This window comes from Bradyrhizobium sp. SZCCHNS1022 (assembly GCF_032484835.1).
Classification (GTDB): domain Bacteria; phylum Pseudomonadota; class Alphaproteobacteria; order Rhizobiales; family Xanthobacteraceae; genus Bradyrhizobium.
The window spans coordinates 2,254,410-2,279,282 of the sequence record NZ_JAUETT010000001.1; the positions used below are offsets into that span (position 1 = coordinate 2,254,410).

At 65.1% G+C, this 24,873-nt stretch carries 18 protein-coding genes; 12 read left to right on the plus strand and 6 right to left on the minus strand.

Translation table 11 applies throughout. The features are described 5' to 3' along the window. The first annotated feature begins 80 nt into the window (after positions 1-80). From murB to recN, 8 genes are all read left to right on the plus strand, one after another. Positions 81-1,004 carry a UDP-N-acetylmuramate dehydrogenase gene (murB, locus tag QX071_RS10205; RefSeq protein WP_315700949.1) on the plus strand — a complete coding sequence of 308 codons (924 nt, stop codon included), beginning with the start codon at positions 81-83 and terminating at the stop codon, positions 1,002-1,004. 67 nt (positions 1,005-1,071) lie between these two features. Then, the gene (locus tag QX071_RS10210; RefSeq protein ID WP_315700948.1) at positions 1,072-2,061 is read left to right on the plus strand and encodes a D-alanine--D-alanine ligase; all 990 of its coding nucleotides are present in this window, start codon (positions 1,072-1,074) and stop codon (positions 2,059-2,061) included. 310 nt (positions 2,062-2,371) lie between these two features. Beyond that, on the plus strand, positions 2,372-3,403 hold the full coding sequence (locus QX071_RS10215) for a cell division protein FtsQ/DivIB (RefSeq protein ID WP_315700947.1): 1,032 nt from the start codon (positions 2,372-2,374) through the stop codon (positions 3,401-3,403). Continuing rightward, a complete protein-coding gene (gene ftsA, locus QX071_RS10220; protein WP_315700946.1) occupies positions 3,400-4,719 on the plus strand; it encodes a cell division protein FtsA in 1,320 nt (439 codons plus the stop codon). Before QX071_RS10215 ends, ftsA begins: the two co-directional genes overlap by 4 nt. Before the next feature lie 87 nt (positions 4,720-4,806). After that, entirely contained in the window at positions 4,807-6,630 is a 1,824-nt protein-coding gene (gene ftsZ / locus QX071_RS10225; protein WP_315700945.1) for a cell division protein FtsZ, read from the plus strand. Between the two features lie 346 nt (positions 6,631-6,976). Beyond that, a complete protein-coding gene (gene lpxC, locus QX071_RS10230; RefSeq protein ID WP_315700944.1) occupies positions 6,977-7,942 on the plus strand; it encodes a UDP-3-O-acyl-N-acetylglucosamine deacetylase in 966 nt (321 codons plus the stop codon). A 374-nt stretch (positions 7,943-8,316) separates the two neighbouring features. Next, positions 8,317-9,201: an outer membrane protein assembly factor BamD gene (locus QX071_RS10235; protein ID WP_315700943.1), complete on the plus strand. Its 885-nt coding sequence runs from the start codon at positions 8,317-8,319 to the stop codon at positions 9,199-9,201. Between the two features lie 183 nt (positions 9,202-9,384). Then, on the plus strand, positions 9,385-11,055 hold the full coding sequence (gene recN / locus QX071_RS10240; protein WP_315700942.1) for a DNA repair protein RecN: 1,671 nt from the start codon (positions 9,385-9,387) through the stop codon (positions 11,053-11,055). 117 nt (positions 11,056-11,172) lie between these two features. Here recN and QX071_RS10245 read toward each other — a convergent pair whose 3' ends face one another. Next, a complete protein-coding gene (locus tag QX071_RS10245) occupies positions 11,173-11,460 on the minus strand; it encodes a GIY-YIG nuclease family protein (RefSeq protein ID WP_315700941.1) in 288 nt (95 codons plus the stop codon). A gap of 75 nt (positions 11,461-11,535) precedes the next feature. Between QX071_RS10245 and ligA the strand changes: the two genes are divergently transcribed. Beyond that, positions 11,536-13,689, plus strand: a complete 2,154-nt coding sequence (ligA, locus tag QX071_RS10250; RefSeq protein ID WP_315700940.1) for an NAD-dependent DNA ligase LigA — start codon at positions 11,536-11,538, stop codon at positions 13,687-13,689. 195 nt (positions 13,690-13,884) lie between these two features. On the opposite strand, the gene QX071_RS10255 is transcribed toward ligA, so the two are convergent. From QX071_RS10255 to QX071_RS10265, 3 genes are all read right to left on the minus strand, one after another. Next, positions 13,885-15,165 carry a multidrug effflux MFS transporter gene (locus tag QX071_RS10255; RefSeq protein ID WP_315700939.1) on the minus strand — a complete coding sequence of 427 codons (1,281 nt, stop codon included), beginning with the start codon at positions 15,163-15,165 and terminating at the stop codon, positions 13,885-13,887. Positions 15,166-15,408: 243 nt separating this feature from the next. Then, positions 15,409-17,232, minus strand: coding sequence for an aminopeptidase P family protein (locus tag QX071_RS10260; protein WP_315700938.1), 1,824 nt, complete (start codon positions 17,230-17,232; stop codon positions 15,409-15,411). 432 nt (positions 17,233-17,664) lie between these two features. Next, positions 17,665-18,579: a 50S ribosomal protein L11 methyltransferase gene (locus tag QX071_RS10265; protein ID WP_315700937.1), complete on the minus strand. Its 915-nt coding sequence runs from the start codon at positions 18,577-18,579 to the stop codon at positions 17,665-17,667. Positions 18,580-18,887: 308 nt separating this feature from the next. Here QX071_RS10265 and QX071_RS10270 point away from each other — a divergent pair, with 308 nt between their 5' ends. Next, on the plus strand, positions 18,888-19,052 hold the full coding sequence (locus tag QX071_RS10270; RefSeq protein ID WP_315700936.1) for a Flp family type IVb pilin: 165 nt from the start codon (positions 18,888-18,890) through the stop codon (positions 19,050-19,052). Between the two features lie 176 nt (positions 19,053-19,228). On the opposite strand, the gene QX071_RS10275 is transcribed toward QX071_RS10270, so the two are convergent. After that, positions 19,229-20,836: an NAD(P)/FAD-dependent oxidoreductase gene (locus QX071_RS10275; protein WP_315700935.1), complete on the minus strand. Its 1,608-nt coding sequence runs from the start codon at positions 20,834-20,836 to the stop codon at positions 19,229-19,231. 213 nt (positions 20,837-21,049) lie between these two features. Here QX071_RS10275 and QX071_RS10280 point away from each other — a divergent pair, with 213 nt between their 5' ends. After that, positions 21,050-23,329, plus strand: a complete 2,280-nt coding sequence (locus QX071_RS10280; RefSeq protein ID WP_315700934.1) for a fused MFS/spermidine synthase — start codon at positions 21,050-21,052, stop codon at positions 23,327-23,329. Positions 23,330-23,452: 123 nt separating this feature from the next. Here QX071_RS10280 and QX071_RS10285 read toward each other — a convergent pair whose 3' ends face one another. Beyond that, complete coding sequence (locus QX071_RS10285) at positions 23,453-24,232, minus strand: L,D-transpeptidase (protein WP_315700933.1); 780 nt, start codon at positions 24,230-24,232, stop codon at positions 23,453-23,455. A 276-nt stretch (positions 24,233-24,508) separates the two neighbouring features. Between QX071_RS10285 and QX071_RS10290 the strand changes: the two genes are divergently transcribed. Next, a complete protein-coding gene (locus tag QX071_RS10290) occupies positions 24,509-24,859 on the plus strand; it encodes a hypothetical protein (protein WP_315700932.1) in 351 nt (116 codons plus the stop codon). Positions 24,860-24,873 lie beyond the last annotated feature (14 nt).

Consider the following 24,873-nt stretch of genomic DNA (forward strand, 5'->3'; position numbering starts at 1 on the left):
ACCCTCCCCCACAAGGGGGGAGGGAACGGAGAGAGCGTGCCGGGCCTGACCCGATCGGGTTGCGTACTAAGAGGCGGGCATTGACCCTTCCCGACATCACGCCCGAGCTGAAAGCCGCCATGCCGCAGCTCCGCGGCCGGCTGCTCGCCAACGAGCCGCTGGCGCCGCTCACCTGGTTTCGTGTCGGCGGACCGGCGCAGGTGCTGTTCACGCCGGCCGACGCCGGCGACCTCGCCTACTTTCTGAAACACCTGCCGGCCGAGCTGCCTGTCTATGTGATCGGCGTCGGCTCCAACCTGATCGTACGCGACGGCGGCGTCCCCGGGGTGGTGATCCGGCTCGCAGCCCGCGCGTTCGGAGATGTCAAAACCGAGGGCGACATCGTCACCGCGGGCACGGCAGCGCTGGACAAGCGTGTTGCCGAGGCGGCGGCCGCCGCCAATCTGTCCGGGCTCGAGTTCCTGTTCGGCATTCCCGGCACGATCGGCGGCGCGCTACGCATGAATGCCGGCGCCAATGGCGGCGAGACCAAGGACGTTTTGGTCGAGGCGACGGCGCTGGACCGCCAGGGCAACACCCATCGCTTCAGCAATGCCGACATGAAGTTCAGCTATCGGTCGAGCGGCACGGATCCGGCGCTGATCTTCACGTCGGCGCGCTTCCGCGGCAAGCCTGCCGCGCCCGAGGCGATCCGCGCCCGGATGGCGGAGGTGCAGGCCCATCGCGAGACCGCGCAGCCGATCCGCGAGAAGACCGGCGGCTCGACCTTCAAGAATCCACCCGGCCACAGCGCCTGGAAGCTGATCGATGCGGCCGGCTGCCGAGGCCTCAAGGTCGGCGGCGCGCAGGTCTCCGAAATGCACTGCAACTTCCTGATCAATACCGGCACCGCAACCGGCCACGATATCGAGGCGCTCGGCGAGACCGTGCGTGAGCGGGTGAAGGCGAGTTCGGGAATTGAATTGCAGTGGGAGATCAAGCGCATTGGAATCAACGCGAGCTAATTCGCCTGCTTGAAGAATTGTCATGGCGTCTGAGAGCCCAGCCTGAGATCAACCCGGGAACGTATTGATGCGCATCACGATTCTGTTCGGCGGCTCCAACAAGGAGCGGCTCGTCTCGGTGGCGAGCGCGCAGGCGCTGCACGTAGCGCTCCCCGAGGCTGATCTCTGGTTCTGGGACGCCGACGATACGGTGCATGAGGCCAGTAGCAAGGCGCTGACCTTCCACACCAAGCCGTTCGAAGAGCCGTTCAAGGCCGATGGCGGGAAACTCGGCGGCCTCGCCGAGGCGCTCGACCGCGCCAAGGCCGAAGATCGCGTGCTGGTGCTCGGTCTACATGGCGGTCGCGCCGAGAACGGCGAGCTTCAAGTCATGTGCGAGATGCGGGGTATCCCGTTTACGGGCTCGGGCTCGGCGTCATCGCATCTCGCCTTCGACAAGATCGCGGCCAAACGCTTCGCCGTGCTCGGCGGCGTCCGCGCCGCGGAAGGCGTGGTGCTCGACGATGCGGAAGCTGCGCTGGCGAGGTATGGCAGGCTGATCGCCAAACCGGTGAAGGACGGCTCGAGCTATGGGTTGATCTTCGTCAACGCGAAGCAGGATCTCGTCGCGGTCCGCACCGCGGCCGAAGCCGAGGATTATCTGATCGAGCCATTCGTCTCCGGTGCCGAAGCAACCTGCGCCGTGCTCGAGCAGCTCGACGGCTCGCTGATCGCGCTGCCGCCGATCGAGATCGTGCCGGCGGAAGGTGCCTTCAATTATTTTGCGAAATACCTCGCCAAGACCACGCAGGAGATCTGTCCAGGCCGTTTCAGTCCCGATGTCACGGCGGCGATCCAGGCCGAGGCGATCAAGGCGCACCGCGCATTGTCCTGCGGGGGATATTCGCGGACCGACTTCATCGTCTCGGCCGATGGCCCGGTCTATCTCGAGACCAATACCTTGCCGGGGCTCACCGCCGCCTCGCTCTATCCGAAAGCGCTGAACGCGCAGGGGATTGCCTTCGTGGAATTCCTGCATCAGCAGATTGCGCTCGCCGAGCGTCGCGTCCGCAAGTAGCGGCGGTCGTTTGACCGGGGGAACCCGCCCGGGTTCCGGCCCGCGAGTTCCAACGGTCCGTAAAATACTTAAGAATCCGGCTCAAGGTGCTCATAAATCGGAGAAAAAATACGTCTCCCCGGATCGGCTTTACCTTTTGTTTACCAGGACGTCCGAAGGTTAACGCTGGCGATCCAGCGGTGCTCGGCCGCCGGTCCGCGCTGTCGTGACGATCTGCATGGCGATCGAGATCAGCGCTCCGGCCGGTTCGAGCCGCGAGGGTCGGGGCCCGCAACGTATCTGTGGGCATAACAGTTGATGAGCTCGTGCAATGGATGGTGCAGGACGCCTCGCTCGATCGCAGAGGCCTCAAGCTGACCTGAAGGCCGCTGCCCTTGGCGCGGCGATCTTGCTGCGCGAGTATCTGTCCGCCCAGTTCATCCGCCTCAAATCTGCGCGCCGGTCCGCGCACATTGCTGCCAACTCAGCGAGGCCCGTTCCGCTCGCGCCGCTGGTCGAGCGCGAGGCGCCGCCGCGCATCGTGGAGCTGGTCGAACGCTATCTGCCCCGCCGTGTCGGTTCCACCATGACGGTGGCGTTGCTGTTCGGCAGCGTCTGGCTCGGCATCGTCAAGGGCGGACACGCCGAGGAGTTCAGCACCGCCTTCAGCGATGCGCGCAACGCGCTCGCCAATTCGGTCGGCTTCCGCATCACCGCGGTCGCGATCAACGGCCGCAAGCAATTGACCCAGGACGAGGTGCTCGCGGTGGGCGGCGTGACCGGCCGTTCCTCGCTGTTGTTCCTGGATGCCGCCGCCGTGCGTGACCGGCTCAAGTCCAATCCCTGGATCGCCGATGCGACCGTGCAGAAATTCTTTCCGAACCAGCTGCGGATCGACATCGTCGAGCGCAAGGCGTTCGCCTTGTGGCAGGAGAACGGGCGGCTGTCCGTCATCGCCGATGACGGCGCCGTGCTCGAACCCTATGTGTCGCGCCCGTTCCTGACCCTGCCGCTCGTGGTCGGCAAGGGCGCCGAGAGTCATGCCCGCGATTTCCTGGCGCTGCTTGCGCGCTACCCGCAGGTGCGCGCGGTGACCAAGGCGGCCGTCTTCGTCGGCGAGCGCCGCTGGAACCTGCGCACCAAGGACGGGCTCGACATCCGCCTGCCGGAGTACGACGTCGGCAATGCGCTGGCCGCGCTCTCCCAGCTGGATCAGGAGGATCATCTGTTCTCGCGCGATATCGTCGCGATCGACATGCGCCTGCCGGACCGGCTCATGGTGCAATTGTCCGATGATGCGGCGAAGGCGCGCGAAGAGCTGTTCAAGGACAAGAAGTCCAAGAAGAAAGCCGGTGACGCATGACCGGCTTCGATCGCCAGACCCCGAAGACCCGTCCGATGTCGCAGAAGCGGACTGCGCTGGTGGCCTCGCTCGACGTCGGCACCAGCAAGATCGCCTGCATGATCGCACGGCTCAGGCCGGCGCCGCCGAGCGACGCGCTGCGGGGCCGCAGTCATGCGGTGGAACTGATCGGCTACAGCCAGATCCAGTCCCGCGGCGTCAAGGCGGGCGCCGTCGTCGATCCGGTCGCGTGCGAGCAGGCGGTGCGTCAGGCGGTGGCGCTTGCCGAACGCATGGCGAAGGTGAGAGTCGAATCCGTGTTGTTGCCGGTGGCGGGTGGCCGGCTCATGGGGCACCTGATCGAAGCGACGTCCGACATTCGCGGCGGCGCCGTGACCCAGGCCGATGTCAGCCGGGTGACCTCGACCGGCATGCATCATGCGACGGGCGAGGGCCGTGCAGTGCTGCACGCGCTGCCCGTCGGCTACACGCTGGATGGCGTGAAGGGCATCCGTGATCCCAGGGGCATGCTGGCGCGCCAGTTCGGCGTCGACATGAATGTCGTGACCAGCGATGCCACGGTCGCCAAGAACCTGATGCTGGTTGTCGAGCGCTGCCATCTCAATGTCGAGGCCATGGCTGCGAGCCCGTATGTTGCCGGATTGTCGGTCTTGACCGATGACGAGGCCGATCTCGGCGCGGCCGTGGTCGAAATGGGCGCGGGCACCACGACGATCGCGATCTTTTCCGGCGGTCGATTCATCCACGCCTCCGGATTTGCGCTCGGCGGGTACCACGTGACCATGGATCTTGCGCGCGGACTATCAGCGTGCATTGCGGATGCCGAGCGAATCAAGACGTTATATGGCACGGTGCTGACCGGCGGGTCTGACGCGCGTGAGTTGATGTCTGTTCCGACGGCCGGGGACAATGAGCGGGATCTCCCGCAGATCGTGTCCCGCGCCACCATCGCGAATATTGTCAGGCACCGCGCCGAGGAGATTTTTGAAATGGTCCGGGACCGGCTGAAGGATTCTCCCTTTGCGGCAGAGCCCAAGGCCCGTGTCGTTCTGAGCGGCGGGGCTTCGCAACTGACCGGCCTTGTCGAACTCGGCAGTCGGATTCTCGGCCGCCCCGTGCGGGTCGGCCGTCCGCTCGGCTTTGGCCGCCTGCCGAACGAAGCCAAGAACGCCGCCTTTGCTGTGCCCACCGGGCTCCTGGTCTATCCGCAATACGCGCACCTCGAACATGTCGAACCGCGGCATACGCGGCAGCTTGGAACAGGGACCGACGGCTATTTCGGAAAGGTCGGACGATGGCTACGCGAGGGCTTCTGATGAATTTTTTCCGCCCCATGCGATTTTCACCAACACCCGCGGCCGGCGGCCGTGGCGAACCCACGCGCGCGTGATCGAGAGGCAACCATGGCACTCACTATTACACCTCCTGATATCCATGAGCTGAAGCCGCGGATTACTGTGTTCGGCGTCGGTGGCGCGGGCGGCAACGCCGTCAACAACATGATCACCGCAGGCCTGCAGGGTGTCGACTTCGTCGTCGCCAACACCGATGCCCAGGCACTGACGATGTCGAAGGCGCAGCGCATCATCCAGATGGGCACGCAGGTGACGCAAGGGTTGGGCGCCGGTTCGCAGCCCGATGTCGGCGCGGCTGCCGCACAAGAGGTGATCGACGAGATCCGCGACCACCTTTCTGGCGCCAACATGGTGTTCGTCACCGCCGGCATGGGGGGCGGAACGGGCACCGGCGCAGCACCGGTGATCGCCAAGACCGCGCGCGAAATGGGCATCCTCACCGTGGGCGTCGTCACCAAGCCGTTCCACTTCGAAGGCCAGCGCCGCATGCGCACGGCGGAATCGGGCATCGGGGAACTGCACAAGGTCGTCGATACGCTGCTGATCATCCCGAACCAGAATCTGTTCCGGGTGGCCAACGAGAAGACCACCTTCGCCGACGCCTTCGCGATGGCCGACCAGGTGCTCTATTCGGGCGTGGCCTGCATCACCGACCTGATGGTCAAGGAAGGCCTGATCAACCTCGACTTCGCCGACGTCAGAGCGGTGATGAGGGAGATGGGCAAGGCGATGATGGGCACTGGCGAAGCCTCCGGCGAGAAGCGCGCGCTCACCGCCGCCGAAGCTGCGATCGCCAACCCCTTGATCGACGATTCCTCGATGAAGGGCGCCAGGGGGCTCTTGATCTCGATCACCGGCGGCAAGGACCTCACCTTGTTCGAGGTGGACGAGGCCGCGACCCGCATCCGCGAGGAGGTTGACCAGGACGCCAACATCATCGTCGGCGCCACCTTCGACGAATCGCTCGACGGGCTGATTCGGGTCTCCGTGGTCGCGACCGGCATCGAGCAGGCGCAGTTCAACCGCGGCGTGGCGCCGCCTTCTGCGCCGGTGCAGCCAGCCGTCGCGCCGGCTCCGTCGGTTGCGATGGGCGCCCCGGAGAGCCGGCTCGCCGATCTCACGGCGCGGTTGCGCGCCGACAATCAGCGCCTCGCCGATCGCGCGGCCAAGCTCGAAGCCCAGGCGGCGCAGATGGCGCCCGCAGCCCCGGCACCGGTCGCGCCGGCGCCTCGCCCGGCACCGAATCTCGAACGCGATACGCTGGCGGCCGTTGCCGCGGCGATGGCGAGCGAGCCCGCCGCCGCGGCTCCTGTACATCCGGCCTCCTACGGTGACGTGACCGTGCGTCCGATCGCTCAGAAGCCGTCGCTATTCCCGGAGCCCGAGACCATGCGCGCCGCACCGGTGGAACCGGCGGCGCCTCCGGAGACCTTCATCCCGCAGGCCGCCGAACGGTTGCCGGTCCGGGCCCCGCGGATGCCGAAATTCGAGGACCTGCCGATGCCGGCCCAGGCCGAGATTCGCCAGGCGCGGGGTGACGAGGCCGACGAGCATCCGCAGAAGTCCCGGATGTCGCTGTTGCAGCGGCTGGCCAATGTCGGTCTCGGCCGTCGCGATGAGGAGAGCGAGGCTCCGGTCGCTGGCCGTGGGGCAGGACCGGCCATGCCGGTGATGCCGCCGCTGCCCGAGCGCAAGCCGCAGCAGCGCACGGTGGCCCAGCAGGTCGCAGCCCACGAGCCGGTTTCGGAATATGCTCGTCGTCCGGCGCCGCAAGGTCTGGACATTCACGGCCGCCCCGCACCTGTGTCGCCGGCGCCACAGGGCGACGATCATTTGGATATCCCGGCCTTCCTCCGCCGGCAGGCAACCTGAGAATTGTTACAGCCCTGGCTGTGGAAAAGAGGCCCGGCTCGCAAGAGCCGGGCCTCTTCGCTTGGAGGGACCGAACACTCGGCGTCGTTCAAGCGACTGATTTTAAATGATTAATTATTCTTTCGGTGCTGTGATAGGGGCCATGGAGGGTAAAGGGCGCGTTCCAATTTGGTTAAGCCTTGGCGCGAATACGGCGGAGATAGGGTAACAATCCGTAAAGAAGCGTGAGTTGGCGCCCTTCGGAGCCCGTGATTAAGGTTTGGCGTGACTTGGGGAATACCTGACATTGAGTCGGCGCGAAGTAGCTGCCAGCCCGGTGTTAAGGTGGGGTCTTGGGCGATAGTCGATGAAATTCAGCCGGCAAACCACGCTTCGTTCGCAGGCCACCGTCACCGGTGTTGGTGTCCATTCCGGGGCGCCCGTGAGCTTGACTGTTGGGCCTGCGCCGATCGATGCAGGCCTTGTTTTTGTCCGCACCGGTCTCGATGGCGCCGACCGAGAGGTGAGGGCCACCGCTGGCTCGGTGATCGCCACCGAATTTGCAACGGTCCTCGGCGACTCCGAAGGTCCGCTGGTTTCCACCGCTGAACATGTGCTGGCCGCGCTGCGCGGCATGGGCGTCGACAACGCCACCATCGAGATCGACGGTCCCGAAGTTCCGATCATGGACGGCTCGGCAGCGCCCTTCGTTGCGGCGATCGAGCAGGCGGGCGTTGTTTCGCAGTCGGCGGCGCGCCGCTTCATCCAGGTCCTCAAGCCGGTGCAGGTCGCGATCGGCGCTTGTTCCGGCGAGCTCCGTCCGAATGCGACCGGATTCCGGGTCGAGGTTGAGATCGACTTCACCAATCCGGTGATCGGCCGCCAAGCCTACCAATTCGATCTCAATCCGGAGCGTTTCCGCCGCGAGATCGCCCGCGCCCGCACCTTCGGCTGCATGAGCGACGTAGCGAAGCTCTGGAGCGCCGGCTTCGCGCTGGGGTCGTCCTTCGAGAACACCGTCGTGTTCGATGAGGAGCGGCTCCTGAACCCAGAAGGGCTGCGCTACGCCGATGAATGCGCCCGTCACAAGGTGCTGGATGCCCTCGGCGACCTCGCACTCGCTGGCCTGCCGCTGCTTGGGACTTACCGTTCGGTGCGCGGGGGCCATAAGCTCAATCACGCGGTGCTGACCGCGCTGCTTGCCGACCGCACGGCCTGGCGGGTGGTCGAAGGCGAGCCGGCGGTGCGGCGTCCGCGCGTTGCGACCGAGGTCGCGGTGGGTGGAATGGTCGGCGGCATGATCGCTCCGGCTTACGGCCCGGACGTGTCCTGACGGGACGCCTCGATTCGCGGCTTGGCAGAGCCGGCTCACCCGAGTGAGTCTCTGATGACTGCTCGTTTCGCCCGGCGAGTCCTCCACGGGATTTTCGTTGCCGATGATTGCCGGGCGCGAGCGGGCTGCCGGGAGCGCCAAACTTCATAGGCTTTCCAGGGCTTTGCCAGGTAACCATGTGGACGGGTGCGTCCCGATGCCGCCTTAATCCGGGCGAAATGCCTGCCTATGCGGTTGGTTAACAAGGGCGTTTCGGCTAAAGAGGCGATGGCTGCACGGCAGGCGCCTGGACAAGCCCTGACCGGCGTTCATGATCGTAAAGTTCATGACGCGCGGCACACACCGGATCACAGGCGTCAGGTTCTGAGAAGCTCATGTCGACACAGCGTCTTCCGCACGAACTCTGCACCCCATTAGCCGGCCGCATCAGGCTGGCTGCATCGCTGATTGTGCTCGCACTGCCCTTGAGCGGATGCGGCACCGGCGGACTGTGGGACAAGTTCCTGGCCAAGGACGACACCTTCGTCGATGAGCCGGCGGACAAGCTCTATAATCAGGGCTTGTACATGATGAACGAGAAGAAGGATCCCAAGGGCGCGGTCAAGAAGTTCGAGGAAGTCGACCGTGAGCATCCTTATTCCGACTGGGCCCGCAAATCGCTTTTGATGTCCGCCTATGCCTCGTATCAGGCCGGCGATTATGATGGCTGCATCGGTTCGGCGACGCGCTACGTAACGCTGCATCCGGGCAGCCCGGACGCGGCCTATGCGCAATATCTGATCGCGGCCTCGCATTACGACCAGATCCCGGACATCAGCCGAGATCAGGGGCGCACCGAAAAGGCGATCGCAGCGCTGGACGAGGTGGTTCGCAAATATCCGACCTCCGAATATGCGGTCAGCGCCAAGGCCAAGCTGGAGGGCGCGCGTGACCAGCTCGCCGGCAAGGAAATGGATATCGGCCGCTACTATATGCAAAAGCGCGACTACACGGCGGCCATCAACCGGTTCAAGACCGTGGTTACGCAATATCAGACCACCCGTCACGTCGAGGAAGCGCTGTTTCGGCTGACCGAGGCCTACATGGCGATCGGCATCGTCGGCGAGGCGCAGACCGCGGCTGCCGTGCTCGGGCACAATTTTCCGGACAGCAAATGGTACAAAGACGCCTATGATCTCGTGAAGAACGGCGGCGTGGAGCCGGAAGAGAACAAAGGCTCCTACATCTCCAAGGCCTTCAAGAAGCTGGGCCTGGGCTGAACCCGGCGCGTCTCGATCGAGACGCTGCGTATTGGGCGCCCCTCCGGCCGCTCGCGGGCGAGGCTGAATGCGAGAGCGCCGTCCGGCCTCCGCGGAGGTGTGTTCTTGTTTTGTTCTACGAATCCTGCTAGCATTTGAGTCGATCGCTTCAGGGCTCTCGCCCTCAACGAGGACTCAACTGCCATGCTGGCGCGTTTGTCGATCCGTGACATTGTTCTGATCGAGCGGCTTGATATCGAGTTTTCGCAAGGGCTTGCGGTGCTGACCGGAGAGACCGGCGCCGGCAAGTCGATCCTGCTCGACGCCTTTGCGCTGGCGCTGGGTGGTCGAGGCGATGCGAGCCTCGTCCGCCAGGGCGCCGAACAGGGCCAGGTGACGGCCGTGTTCGAGGTGGCCAAGAACCATCCTGCAGCGAAGATATTGGCGGATAACGGCCTTGAGGACGACGGCGAGATGATCCTGCGCCGCGTCCAGTTCGGTGACGGCCGGACCCGGGCCTTCATCAACGACCAGTCCGTCAGCGTGCAGACCCTGAAGGCGGTCGGCGCGGCGCTGGTCGAGATCCATGGCCAGCACGACGAGCGGGCGCTGGTCGATGCCGCCACCCACCGCCGCCTGCTCGACGCCTTTGCAGGGCTGGAGAAAGACGTCGCGGCGGTCGAACTGCTTTGGGCGGCCCGGCGCAGCGCGGGCGCGGCGCTGGAGGCACATCGCGCCGGCATGGAGCGTGCCGCCCGCGAGGCCGATTATCTGCGCCATGCCTCGGACGAACTGAGGGCGTTGGCGCCAAAAGACGGCGAGGAGACCCAGCTTGCCGCGCGCCGCACCGCGATGATGCAGGGCGAGAAGATCGCTTCCGATCTGCGCGACGCCCAGGAAGCTGTCGGTGGCAACCAGTCGCCGATCGCCAGTCTTTCGGCTGCCGTGCGGCGCTTGGAGCGGCGGGCCGGCAGCTCGCCGGCCCTGATCGAGCCGGCCGTGAAGGCCATCGATGCCGCAATCAACGCGCTGGAGGAGGCTGACCAGCATCTGACGGCTGCGCTTGCCGCGACGGACTTCGATCCGCTGGAGCTGGAGCGCATCGAAGAGCGGCTGTTCGCGCTGCGTGCGGCTTCGCGCAAATACTCCACGCCGGTCGATGGTCTTGCGGCGCTCGCGGCGAAATATGCCGCCGACGTCGTGCTGATCGATGCCGGCGCCGAGCAGCTGAAGAAGCTGGAAGCCGCAGCCGCCGATGCCGGTTCGCGCTACGCCGCAGCGGCTGCAAAACTCTCGGCGGCGCGCAGCAAGGTTGCCGAGAAGCTCAATAGGGCCGTCAACGCCGAGCTCGCGCCGCTCAAGCTCGAACGCGCCAAGTTCATGACCCAGGTCGAGGCCGATGCCGAGATGCCGGGACCGCAGGGGATCGATCGCGTCGAGTTCTGGGTGCAAACCAATCCGGGCACCAGGCCAGGGCCGATGATGAAAGTGGCATCGGGCGGCGAGCTGTCGCGGTTCCTGCTGGCGTTGAAGGTGGTGCTGTCCGATCGCGGCTCGGCGCCGACCCTGGTGTTCGACGAGATCGATACCGGAGTGGGCGGCGCGGTGGCCGATGCGATCGGCGCCCGCCTGGCGCGGCTGGCCGGCCAAGTCCAGGTGATGGCGGTGACCCACGCGCCGCAGGTCGCAGCCCGTGCCGACCAGCATCTGTTGATCTCCAAAGCTGCGCTCGACAAGGGCAAGCGCGTTGCCACGCGCGTCAATGCCCTGCCGGCCGAGCACCGCCGCGAGGAGATCGCGCGCATGCTCGCCGGCGCCGAGATTACCGCCGAGGCCCGCGCCGCGGCGGCACGGTTGCTCGAGATGGCGGCTTAATTGCTGCTCAGTCGATGGTGCGACTTGCTACGTCATTCCGGGGCGATGCGAAGCATCGAACCCGGAATCTCGAGATTCCGGATTCGGTCCTGCGAACCGCTCCGGAATGACGGTTCTTTAACGGCAGATCGTCTCGTATAGGTCTTTCCACTCCGGATTGCCGGCCTCGATCAACTTCACCTTCCAGTCCCGCTTCCACTTCTTCAGCTCTTTCTCCCTGGCAATCGTGGAGATCGGATCCTCGTAGATCTCGAACCAAACGAGCCGTGTGATATTGTACCTAGACGTAAATCCCGGTACGGCCTTCTGCTGGTGTTCATAAACTCTGCGCACAAGGTCGTTGGTGACGCCGACATAGATTGCCCCATCCTTTCGGCTCGCGAAAATGTACACAGAGTAGGCCATAGGATCATGCCCATCATCTCTAGATTCCGGGTTCGATGCTTCGCATCGCCCCGGAATGACGGACTGTAGTAAGCAATGGCCAGAGCAGCAAAAGCAAGGAAGCCCGTCGACGTCGCCGATCTCACCAAGGCGCAGGCCAAGGTGGAATGGAAGCGGCTCGCGCTGGAGCTCGCGACCCACGACCGGCTCTACTATCAGGAAGACGCGCCGAAGATCTCGGATGCCGAGTATGACGCGCTGCGTCAGCGCTTCAACGCGATCGAAAAGCGTTTCCCGGAATTCGTTACGCCCGAATCGCCGTCGCAGAAGGTCGGCGCCGCGCCGTCCGGCCGCTTCAAGAAGGTGCGTCATGCGGTGCCGATGCTGTCGCTCGACAACGCCTTTGCCGAGGAGGACGTGCGCGACTTCGTCGGCCGCATCGTTCGCTTTCTGAAGCTCGCGGACGACAAGATCGACTTCTCCGCCGAGCCGAAGATCGATGGCCTCTCGATGTCCCTGCGCTATGAGGGCGGCGAACTCGTCACTGCGGCGACACGCGGCGATGGTGCGGAAGGCGAGGACGTCACCGCCAACATCCGCACACTCAAGGATGTGCCGCACAAGCTGCATGGCCGAAAGATCCCCGAGATCTGCGAGGTGCGCGGCGAGGTCTACATGACCAAGCAGGCGTTCCTGGCGCTGAACGAGCGGCAGAAGGCGGCAGGCGACACGGTGTTCGCCAATCCGCGCAATTCGGCCGCTGGGTCATTGCGGCAGAAAGACCCTGCCATCACGGCGTCGCGCCCCTTGGGGTTCTTCGCCTATGCCTGGGGCGAGATGAGCGCGGGCGCAATGCCTGCGGACACGCAGAGCGGCATGATCAAATGGTTCGAGCATTGCGGCTTTACGACCAATCCGCTGACACGGCTGTGTCATTCGGTCGAGGAACTGCTCGCGTTCCATCGTTCGATCGAGGAGCAGCGCGCTGAGCTCGACTACGACATCGACGGCGTGGTCTACAAGGTTGACCGCATCGATTGGCAGGAGCGGCTCGGCTTCGTGTCGCGCACGCCGCGCTGGGGCATCGCGCACAAGTTTCCGGCCGAACGCGCCATGACGGTGCTGAAGGACATCGAGATCCAGGTCGGCCGCACCGGCTCGTTCACGCCGGTCGGCAAGCTGGAGCCGGTCGGGGTCGGTGGCGTCATCGTGCAGAACGTCACCCTGCACAATGAGGACTACATCAAGGGCATCGGCAACAAGGGCGAGGTGTTGCGCGAGGGGCGCGATATCAGGATCGGCGACACGGTCGTGATCCAGCGCGCCGGCGACGTCATCCCGCAGGTGGTGGACGTCATCATCGACAAACGCCCGAAGGACGCCAAGGAATTCCATTTCCCGAAGAAGTGCCCGTGTCCCTTGCATACCGATGTGGTGCGCGAGGAGACTGCGACTGGTGAAGAAGGTTCGCGCGCGCGCTGCACCGGCGAGTTCGCCTGTCCGTTCCAGAAGATCCAGCATCTGCTGCTGTTCGTCTCGCGGCGCGCCTTCGACATCGACGGCCTCGGCGAGAAGCAGATCGAGTATTTCTTCGCGCAAGGCTGGGTGAAGGAGCCGGCCGAGATTTTCACCCTTGCCGCCCGCAACGCGAAACTGAAGCTGGAAGAGATCGAGGGGTACGGCGAGACCTCGGTGCGCAATCTGTTCAACGCGATCGAGGCGCGCCGCAACATCCCGCTCGAGCGCTTCATCTACGCGCTCGGCATGCGCCATGTCGGCGAGACCACGGCTTTGGCGCTGGCCCGCGGCTATGGCTCGTGGGAGGCCTTCCACGAAGCCTGCCTGAAGGTCGCTCACGGCGACGAGGAGGCGATCGCCGAGATGGATGCGCTGGACCAGATCGGCGATACCGTGATCAAGAGCATCGCCGCCTATTTCGGCGAGAGTCACAACCGCGGCATCGTCGAGCGCCTGACCGGGCAGGTCACGATCCAGGATGCGGAGAAGCCGAAGCGCAATTCGGCGATCGCCGGCAAGACCGTGGTGTTCACCGGCTCGCTGGAGAAGATGACGCGCGACGAGGCCAAAGCCACAGCCGAGCGACTTGGTGCGAAGGCGGCAAGCTCGGTGTCGAAGAAGACCGACTATGTGGTGGCGGGGCCCGGCGCCGGCTCGAAGCTCGCGGAAGCCGAGAAGCACGGCGTGCGGGTCTTGACCGAGGACGAGTGGCTGAAGCTGATCGGGGAGTAGCGTTTGTTGCTTTCGCCATCGTGGCCGACCCACGTTCCACGCTCCGCTGTCGTTACCCGCGAAGGCGGGTGACCCAGTATCCCAGAGCCAGTGATTGTTCAACTGATAGACCGCGGCGTACTGGATGCCCCGCCTGCGCGGGGCATGCCGACCTTGTGCTCGGGCGTGCAGCTTCGCTCGGATGACGAAGCGCCCTCACATCACGCCGGCCTCATCCTCTTCTGCTTCCTTGATCATCTCCTCGCTCACGGTCGCGTTGCCGCGCGGCACCAGGAAGATCATGCTGCCGGCGCAGGCGAACGACATCGCAAGGATGGCGGATGTCAGCGGTCGGGTCGTGGTGAAATGTCCGCCGAGATAGGCGCCAAACTGCGACACCAAGGCGCCGATTCCCATCTGCAGAAACCCCATGGCGCCCGATGCGGTGCCGGCCGCGCTCGGGCGCACGCTGATCGCGCCCGCCGCCGAGTTGGCCATGACCATCGCATTCGCAAACATCACCAGCATCTGGGTGCCGAACAGCATGACGGGGACCTGATTGAGGCCGAGCAGGCTCCAGCACACATTCAAGGAGCTGCCCGCAAGCTGTAGCGCTAGTCCGAACCAGATCAGCCTGTCGAGCGAATGTCGCGGCGAGAAGCGGACGCAGAACAGGTTGCCGACGAAATACGCAAAGCCGGTGGTCGCAAACCAGGCGCCATATTCGGCGCTCGAGCGTCCCATCTGGATCTCGACGATGTAGGGGCCGCCGCCGGCGAAGGTGAAGATGATCTGCGATGCCAGCACTTGGCACAGCATATAGCCGACGAAAGCGCGGCTCTTGAGCAGCACGACAACGTCGCCGCGGAAGCTGGCTCCTTCGGTGCGGGTCCGCCGGGTTTCCGGCAGCGCCAGCGTCACCGCGACCGCGATCGCGACCGACAGCGCCGCCACGACGTAGAAGATGGCGTGCCAGCCTAGCGCCGTCTCGATCAGGCCGCCGGTCAGCGGCGAGAGCATCTGCGCGATCATCATGACCGCGACGACCAGGCTGATCATGGCGCCGATGCGCTCGCGCGGATAGAGGTCGCGGATGATGGCGCGGCTGATCACCATGCCGCTCGCTCCGCCCAGGGCCTGCAGGAAGCGGGCGACGATCAGTTGCGGCAGGGTTTGCGCGAGGATGCAGCCGAGGCTTGCGACGATCGACAGCGCAAGGCCGGCCAACATCACCGGGCGGCGGCCGTAGCGGTCCGACAGCGGTCCTAACAGCAGCTGTGATAGCGCGATACCGACCATGTAGCAGGATACGGTCATCTGCACCACGGAGGCATCGCGGCCGAAGGTGGTGGCCAGCATTGGCAGCGCCGGAACCAGCAGATATAGCGAGATCGGCGCGAGCCCGGTCATCACGACCAACAGGACCAGCAGCAGGCGCGAATTCGCGACGCCGGCTTGCGCCGCAGCCTCGGCCGGCTTGCTGATCATTCCGTGCATTGCGGTGGCGCTCAGGTCGTTGCGAACGCGGCCGACTGTAGCGAGCTGCCACTTCGCCGAAATGGCTGTTTCGGCATACGCCTATGCCGCCAGCGGGACTGTTATCATCGCACGCGCAAGGATGTTGCAGGCGGTGATGCAAAACACGGCAGCTACAACCTCATCATTCCGGGTTCGAGACCTTTGGCCTCGTCCCGGAATGAGGGCGTGCTGATGCGCGTCCCGAAAGGACATCCCTTGCGGCTACAGCGCCGCGGTGACCGCATCGATCCAGCGCTGATCGGCCTCGTCCAACGCGTCGCGGACGGCGTTTCTGACCCGCGCATGATACGCATCGAGCCAGGCGCGCTCGTCCTCGCTCAACATCGCGGTGTCGATCAGGCGCCGATCGATCGGCGCGAGCGTCAGCGCCTCGAAGCCGTTCATCGGCTTCTCGGCTCCGGCAATGTCCTTTGCGACGACCAGCTCCAGATTCTCGATCCGGATGCCGAAGCCGTCGGTCTTGTAGTATCCGGGCTCGTTGGAGAGGATCATGCCGCGCTTCAGCGCGGTCGTGCCGAGCTTGGAGATCCGCGCCGGCCCCTCATGCACCGAGAGATAGCTGCCGACCCCATGGCCGGTGCCGTGCTCGAAATCGAGCCCGGCCTGCCAGAGGAACTGCCGCGCCAGACTGTCGAGCTGCGCGCCGGTGGCGCCATCGGGAAAGATCGCGCGGGCGATCGCGAGATGCCCGCGCAGCACGCGGGTGAAGCGGTCGCGCATTTCGTCGGTCGGGATGCCGATCGCGATGGTGCGGGTGACGTCGGTGGTGCCGTCCTGATATTGCGCGCCGGAATCGATCAGCAGCAGATCGCCGGGCATGATGCGCCGGTTGGTCTTGCGGGTGACGCGGTAATGCACGATCGCGCCGTTCGGACCGGTGCCGGCGATGGTCGGAAACGAGACGTCCTTGAGCGCACCGGTGTCGCGGCGAAACGTCTCCAGCGCTTCCACTGCGTCGATCTCGGTCAGGCTGCCCTTGGGGGCCTCGCGGTCGATCCAGGCCAGGAAGCGGGCCAGCGCGATCGCATCGCGACGGTGAGCGCGCCTTGTTCCCTCGATCTCGGTCGCGTTCTTGGCGGCCTTGAGCAGGCTGACGGGATCGGGACCTCGCACCGGCTTGCCGCCGGCGGTCTGGATCAGCCGGGTGAGCGCGTCGGCCGCGGTCGCGCTGTCCAGCGCAATCGTGGCACCGGATTGGGCGAGCTTGGTCAGGCTCGGCCCCAGGGCATCGGGCTCGACGACATCGGCGGACTGTTCGAGATGGTCGCGGGTGAGGTTGGAGAGTTTGCGGTGGTCGATGAAGATCGTCGGCCGGCCGGTCTTCGGCACCAGCGCATAGGACAACGGCAGCGGCGTATGCGCTACGTCGGCGCCACGGATGTTGAGGGCCCAGGCGACGTTGTGCGCGTCCGAGAGCACCAGCGCCTCGACGCCGAGCTTGTCGATCTCCTGGCGGATCCGCGCGAGCTTGCCGGCCTCGCTCTCGCCGGAAAATTCCGCTGCATGGATCGCGACCGGCGCCAACGGCGGCTGCGGCCGCTCGGTCCAGATCGTATCGACCGGATTGCTGTCGACCGCGACCAGTTCGGCTCCGGCCTTGGCGCAGGCCGCCGCCAGCCGTTCTGCCGCAGCGCTTGTGTGCAGCCAGGGATCGAAGCCGAACCGGTCGCCCGGCTGCAAATGGGCGGAAAGCCAGGTCTCCAGCGGTGGCTCGATCAGCGGTTCGACGGTCCACGCCTTGCCGTCGACCTGCTTGGCGGCCTGCAAGGTGTAGCGGCCGTCGACGAAAACCGCCGCCTTATGTGGCAGCACGACTGCCGCACCTGCCGATCCGGTGAAGCCGGTTAGCCAAGCCAGCCGCTCCTCGGAGCCCGGAACATATTCGTTCTGCTGCTGGTCGGCGCGCGGAACGATGAAGCCCGTCAGCTTGCGCTTGGCGAGTTCCTCGCGCAGCGCGGACAGGCGTGCGGTGAGAGCGACCCCGGCTTCGGGGTCCTCGAATGTCTGGAAGTGAGCTTCGAACATCGTCCGTCAGTCTACGGTCGCGCACGCGCATCCGCAATCAACCTTCCCCACCCGTCGTGTGCAGCGCATGAAGAATCTCCTTGCATTCGCCTGTGCAAAACGATTTGCTGTCTTACGCTAGTCATCCGAAAGAGATGCTGCGGGGAAACATAAAGACGTTGCGACGAAGGTCGAATGACCACGCTGTAGCGCCTTCAAGGAGTGCCTCAACTCAGCGGCGAGGGGACGCACGATGCCTGCCTTTACCTTCGAGAAGTTATCGACTCCCGCACCGGGAGGACCGGTAGAAGCGCCCGCCGAGAAGCAACGCAGTACGCTGGTTCAGCTGGTCAATCGTTTGGTGGCGCCACGCGTCAGACGCGATCAGCCAGCAAGAGATGAATCTTCCACTCGTCCGATCTCGAAGTAGTCGCCGCGCCGGCCGGCTCCGGCTCATCCCCGATCAGGCGTTTCCCCGACATATCGCAGCAGCAAGCTGCTCCAGCCTTCGATACGCCATTCGCGCACCGGCACCAGTCCGCGTGCGCGATAGGCTGCGACCACCCCGCGCGCCTGCGGGGTCAACAGGCCGGATAGGATGACGTGGGCGGAGGGCGCCAGGTGGCGCCGCATCGGACCTGCCAGCTGCCGCAGCGGGTTGGCGAGGATGTTCGCCATCACCAGGTCGAAAGGGCCCCGGCGGCCGAAGTCGGGTGCGGAGAAGCCCGTGGCGCCGATGACCTGCACCAGCGGTGCCACACCGTTGATCCGGGCATTGTCACGGGCGACCGCAACCGAGGCCGGGTCGATATCGCTGGCCAGGATGGCTTGGCGGCGCGCCTTGGCCGCGGCGATCGCGAGCACGCCAGTCCCGGTGCCAAGGTCGAGCACACGGCGGGGCTGATACGACTTCAACAGATGATCGAGCAGCAGCAGGCAGCCGCGGGTCGTGCCGTGATGGCCGGTACCGAAGGCGAGCGCCGCCTCGATCTCGATCCCGAGCTTGTTCGGCGGTACCCGGGCGCGGTCATGGCTGCCATGGACGATGAAGCGGCCAGCAGGCACCGGCACCAGATCGTCGAGGCTGGCCTTGACCCAATCCTTGGCCTCCACCACGTCGAAAGCGACGGTTTGGGCAATGTGCTGGCCAGCCGCTGCCGCGATGAGCTCGCGAACCAGCTCGCGATCCGGCTCTTCGGCGAAATGCACCGCGACATCCCAGTGTCCGTCCGGCCGCTCGAAAGAGGCCACGGCGGCATCGCTTTCGAAGAATATCTCGGTCAGGACGTCGACGGCACGACGGCCCGCACTCTCGTCGGGCAAGGTGAAGCTGGCGCGATAAGTGGCTGGGGTGGGAGATAGGGGCATCACGGGATCCGCAGGCAATTGGCCGCCGTGGTGAAGCGTTTTGGGCACCAAAGCAAGCGGGATCGGAAGCCGCATACGGAGTGGCTTCGGTTGCGAACTTCGGAATCCTGGAGCACCCGCCAATTTCCCGCACGGCTCACGACGGCGGAGCGCGGGCCGCTCGGCATGGTCGGAAATCACCGGGAAATTGCGTGGAATGTTCGGGAAAGTTGGATGATCCCCGTTTAAGCGATTTTAGCTTCCTGCGGGTATTGTTCCATCACGATCCCGACCAGCTCTGATCCAACGACAGGGGGAGTAAGGTGAGCATGAAATCAATGATTTTTAAGTTTTTGCGCAACGAATCCGGTGCCACTGCCATCGAATATGGCCTGATCGCGGCTGGCATCTCGCTCGCGATCATCGCGGCCGTCAATGGGCTCGGCACGTCGCTGGGCAGCAAGTTCGACTCGATCAACACGTCGCTGAAATAATCTTTTCGGCGCGGAATGCTTGGGCCGGGCGCTTGCGCTCGGCCTTTTTGTTTGTCACCGCGCGCAAGCGGGATCGCGGGGCGAACCTGTCCACCGCAGAAGCAGGCCTTTTCCACGACCTATCCCCAGACTTGTCCAACGCTCATCCACAGCCTCGTTCACGAGCTATTAGCCACTTACCCCCAGGCGAACAGCGCCCGATGGTCGGCCAGGATGGCCTGCGCGGCGTTGTGGCCGGGCGCACCGGTTACGCCGCCGCCAGGGTGGCTGCCGGAGCCGCAGTGATAGAGCCCCTTGAGCGGAGAGCGGTAATCGGCATGGCCAAGCATGGGCCGGGCCGAGAACAGCTGGTTGAGGCTGAGCGCGCCGTGGAAGATGTCGCCGCCGAGCAGCCCGAACTGCCGTTCCAGATCGAGCGGCGAGAGAATCTGGCGCCCGAGCACGGTCGAGGCGAAGCCGGGCGCGTAGCGGTCGACGGTCGCGATCATGAGATCGGCAACCTCGTCGCGATGATCATCCCAGGAACGGCCCTCCGGCAGCTCCGGGGCGACATGCTGGCAGAACAGGCTCGCCACGTGCTGGCCGGTCGGCGCCAGGCTGTCGTCGAGCGTGGAGGGGATCAGCATCTCGACCACCGGCTCGCGGCTCCAGCCATGCTCGCGCGCATCGCGATAGGCCCGGTCCATATAGGCGAGGCTCGGAGCGAGGATGATGCCGGCCGAAAGGTGGTCGCCATCGCCGGGGAGCACTGTGAAAGAGGGCAGGCGGCTCAGCGCCAGATTCATGCGGAAGGTGCCGGATCCGTTGCGCCAGTGCTTGATGCGCGCAAGGAAGTCGTCGGGCAGCGCATCGGCGGGGACCAGCTGCGTGTAGAGCAGCTTGGGGTTCACATTCGCGACGACATATTTGGCGCGGATGGTCCTGCCATCCTCCAGCACCACGCCCACGGCACGGTCGCGCTCGACGATGACTTCGCGCACGCCGGTATCGAGTTCGATCAGCGCGCCAAGGTCGCGCAACGCACGCGCCATGGCTTGCGTGATCGCGCCCATGCCGCCGATCGCGTGGCCCCATGCGCCCTTCTTGCCGTTCACTTCGCCAAAGGCATGATGCAGCATGACATAGGCCGAGCCTGCCGCGTACGGGCTTGCGTAATTGCCGACGATGGCGTCGAAGCCGAACAGCGCCTTTACCAGGTCATTCTCGAAGACCTCGTCGAGCATCTCGCCCGCCGAGCGGGTGAAGAGATCGAGCAGGTCGCGCTGCTGCTCCAGCGTCAGCGCGCGCAGCGCGTTGGCCGTAGTCAGCGCATTGACGGTCTCGCGCATGGCGGCGAGGCCAAGGCCTTCCACCAGGTTCGGCGGAGCGCGCAGCACGAAGGCGCGCAGGACGTCCGCGATCGCCTCGAGCCTGTACGAAAACGAGCCGATCGCCTCAGCATCATGCGCGCTCAACTTGGCAACCGAGGCGAGCGTGCGGCCCTCTCCCGTCAACAGATAGCGGCCATCGGGGGCGGGGAGGAAATTCTGCGCCCGCCGCTCGACGATCTTGAGCCCCCGCTCGTGCAGCTTGAGATCGGCGATGACGCGCGGATTGAGCAGGCTTACCGTGTAGGCGGCGACCGAATTGCGAAAGCCCGGGTGAAATTCCTCGGTCACGGCGGCCCCGCCGACAACCTTGCGCCGCTCCACGACATGCACCCGCAAGCCCGCCATCGCGAGATAGGCGGCGCAGGTCAGGCCGTTATGGCCGGCCCCGATGACGACGACGTCGGTTTCGTTCATGTCCGCTTCAAAAAGCCCTGATTAAAGAAGCACGGTTACGGCGACCGGAACCGGTTGTCCGGGACCGTGCTCTCGCGCCGCTGCGGCATGCCGTCAAGCGAAAGTGTGCTGCCGGCGCTGTCGCCTTACTGGCCTTCCATCCGCTATGTGTTGCCGGGACGTTGCGGACGGGCCATCCGCACCGACCTTGGCCGGATCACCGCCGGAGTTTCCATGACCTCAGTCGCGTCGTCCGTCGCCCATCAGCCCTCTGCCGCGCGGAATAGCCTGATCCTGGTGGTCTATACCGCCGCGATCTTCGTCAGCGCGCTGCTGTTATTCTCGGTGCAGCCGCTGTTCACCAAGATGGTGTTGCCGCGGCTCGGCGGCTCGCCTGCGGTGTGGTCGGTCGCCATGGTGTTCTTCCAGGCGCTGCTGCTCGCCGGCTATGCCTATGCGCATTTCCTGATGCAGCTTCGCAGCCGGGTGGTGCCGGTGGTCGTGCATCTCGTGCTGCTCATGGTGGCGATCCTGACCCTGCCGCTGTCGATCGCAAGCAGCTGGGGCGATCCGCCGACCTCGGGCTACGCGCTGTGGCTGCTCGGGCTGTTCGTGGTCTCGATCGGATTGCCGTTCTTCGCGCTGGCGGCCAACAACCCGCTGTTGCAAGCCTGGTTCGTGCGAACAGGCCATCCGGCCGCGCCCGACCCCTATTTTCTCTACGCGTCGTCTAACATCGGCAGCTTCCTGGCGCTGTTGTCCTATCCGTTCGTGATCGAGCCGATCTTCACCTTGCGCACGCAGAACCTGATCTGGACGGCCGGCTATGGCGTGCTGATCGTGCTGATTGCCGCGTGCGGGGCCTTGCTGTTGCGCGCGCCGGTGCAGACCGCCGTCCAGCTGGAGGCGGAGGGGAGCGATCTGCCGCCGCCGAGCTGGCTGTTGCGCGGGCGCTGGATCTTCCTGGCCGCGGTACCCTCAGGCCTTCTGATTGCGGTCACCGCGCATATCTCGACCGACGTCGCGGCGGCGCCGCTGCTCTGGGTGCTGCCGCTGTCGCTCTATCTGCTGACCTGGGTGCTGGTGTTCCAGTCGCGCCCGCTGCTGCCGCACAAATGGATGCTGGCGCTGCAGCCGCTGGCGATCGCCGGCGTCGTCGTGCTGCTGGCGGTCGGCGGCGAGCAGAACCTGTTGCTGACGCTCGGCGGTCATCAGCTCTGCTTCTTCCTGATCGCGATGGCCTGTCATGGCGAGCTGGCACGCACGCGCCCCGCGGCGAAATATCTGACCGGCTTCTATGTGGCGCTGTCGTTCGGCGGCATGGTCGGCGGTCTGTTCGCCGGGCTCATCGCGCCGTTCACATTCTCCTGGGTCGCCGAATACCCGATCCTGCTCGCGCTCGCGGCGCTATGCCGGCCGGCGGAGAAGGGCGAGCGACTCCCGCTCGTGACCCGCTGGTACTGGCTGGTGTTGGCGGTGCTTGCACTGGCGCTGATGGTGCCGGCGGAGATGACGAGCAAGGTCACGGGCTATCTGGAGGAGCATCGCGTTTGGGTGGTGGGATCGGTCGGGGTGCTGGCGGCGCTGCTCGCGATTTTGCTCAATGCCGACCGCTGGAAGATCTTTGCGACCGTGGTCGCTGCGCTGGTGCTGATCCGGCTTTATCCGGCGGATGACGGGCGGATCGAGACTGTCCGCAGCTTCTTCGGTGTGCACAAGATCGTGGTCACGGCGAACGGCCAATATCACGTGCTGATGCACGGCACGACCATTCACGGCGCGCAGAAATATCAGAACGACGACGGCTCGCCGGTCGCCGGACGCCCCGAGCCGATCACCTACTATCACAAGGACGGTGGCATCGGCCGCGCCATCACCGCCATTCGTGAACGCAAGGGTGCGCCGCTCAGGGTTGCCGTCATTGGGGTTGGCGCCGGCACGCTGACTTGCGCGGCCGAGCCCGGCGAGAGCTGGAAATTCTTCGAGATCGACCAGACCATGGTGGATACGGCGAGCGACCCGAAATATTTCAGCTATGTCAGGAATTGCGCGCCCGACTTCAAGCCGGTGATCGGCGATGCCAGGCTGACCTTCGCCAAGGAACCGGACGGCATCTATGACCTCATCATCGTGGACGCCTATTCATCGGATGCGATCCCGATTCACCTTGCGACCGAAGAGGCAATGGCGATCTACAAGGCGAAGCTCGCGCCGCAGGGCGCTGTCGTCATGCACGTGTCGAACCGCCACCTCGAACTCGAAAGCGTCGTCGTCGGCATTGCCGATGCCAACGATCTGAAGAGCTGGGTCTATGACGAGGATTCCGGCCGCGACGACGAATACATCTTCCCCACCGATGTCGTGGTGTCGGCGCGGGAGGAGGCCGATGTGGGCAAGCTCGCCTCGTCGGACAAGTGGACCGAGACCGAGCCGACCGAGGGCGAGCGGGTGTGGACTGACGACTATTCGAACATTCTCGGCGCGGTCTACCGCCGGCTCAGGGATGGCGACTAGCCGCGGAGCGTCGGCGTCGTCGCGTTTCCGCTCCTTCGCCGATCGAACCTTCTTTTTAGTGGGCTAAAAAACATGAACGGCGGGCTTTAGGGCCGCCTTTCATGTGTCGATGTCAGGACCAGCTCAGTCCCGATATGTGCCGCCGTAGTAGTAGTCCCGCGGCTGATAATAACGCTGGGGCTGCTGATAAGCCGGAGCGTTGTTGCCGTAATACTGGGGCTGCGGCTGCGGATAAGCCTGCGCATCGTAGACCCGACGGGTTACCCCACGCGGCGCGGGATAGCGCGCACCGTGGTCGCTGCCGTCGGCCGGGTAGATGTAGCCGTCGTCGGGCCGCTGCTGCGGCACGATCTGGCGACCTGGAAGCAATTGCGGCTGCGGCGTCAGCACCACCGGCTGGCCGGCGTCCTCATATTGTTGCGTGTCGCGGCGCGCCAGCGCAGTGCCTCGGTGCGGATTGCGCGCCAGCGCCACCGCAGCGGAGCCGGTCAAGGTCACGGTGGTGTTGAGGACGCCGTCCCTTTGGACGAGATCGTAGAGCGTGGTGGCATTGGCCTTCGACAGTCGCACGCAGCCATGCGAAGCAGGCGTGCCGAGGCGGCCTTCCGAATCCGTGCCATGGATCGCGTGCCCGATCTTGGTGAAGAAGATCGAGTGCGGCATCGGCGCGTCGTCGAATTCCTTGGAGTAGTGGTCCTCTTCCATGCGGAAGGCGCGGAAGGTGCCGCTCGGCGTTTCGCGCGAGGGAATGCCGGTCGAGACCGGCCAGTGATAGCGCTCCACGCCGTCGACCGCGACCGTCATCATCTGGTTGTTCTTATCGACGGTGATGTCGACCTTTGCCAACGCAGGCGTGCCGGTCAGCAGAATCAATCCGGCAAGCGCAAAAAGGGTGGTACGCATGTGACCTCTGGCCTCCGGGCCTTTGCAGTTCTAGTCCCCACCGAGCTCGTGTCCCTCGGCCTGCAATATGTCGGAAATTGCATATTTGTTCCAGCCTCAGGACCCTCTCATCCTTAATGGCCCGCGCGGCGCAAGCAAGTCGTGGGCGCGGCGGCGCGAGTGACATTTTCGCGAGTCGGCGTTCACCAGCACTGCGGCCGTCATATGCCTGCAACCATTTGGCCGGATCTGCGTTATATTGATCCTTCCCCGTCCACCTTCCGAAGCAGGATGACAATGCAAAAAGACAGAGCCAGGACGGCGACGGTCCGCGACCGCTCGCCGCAACGTCTGACGGGTGCCCTCGCGGCGCTCGCTCTTGCCGCCCTTGCAGCTGCGTGGCTGTCGTTGCCACCCCTCGCCCATGCCCAGGGCATCGTGGGCGGAGCGCGGGAGGGTTCCTACGAAGGCAATCGGATCGGCGGCCCGGTGGGCGGCGTCGTCGGCGGCGCGGTCGGCGCCGGTGTAGGCGGGGCGGTTGGTGCGGTCGAGGGCGTGTTCGGCGTCCCACACCGCTCCTATTACCACCGGCACTACCGCTGCCGCGGTTATCGCGACCGTTATGGCCGCTTCCACTGCTATCGCTGAGATCGGGCTGTCGC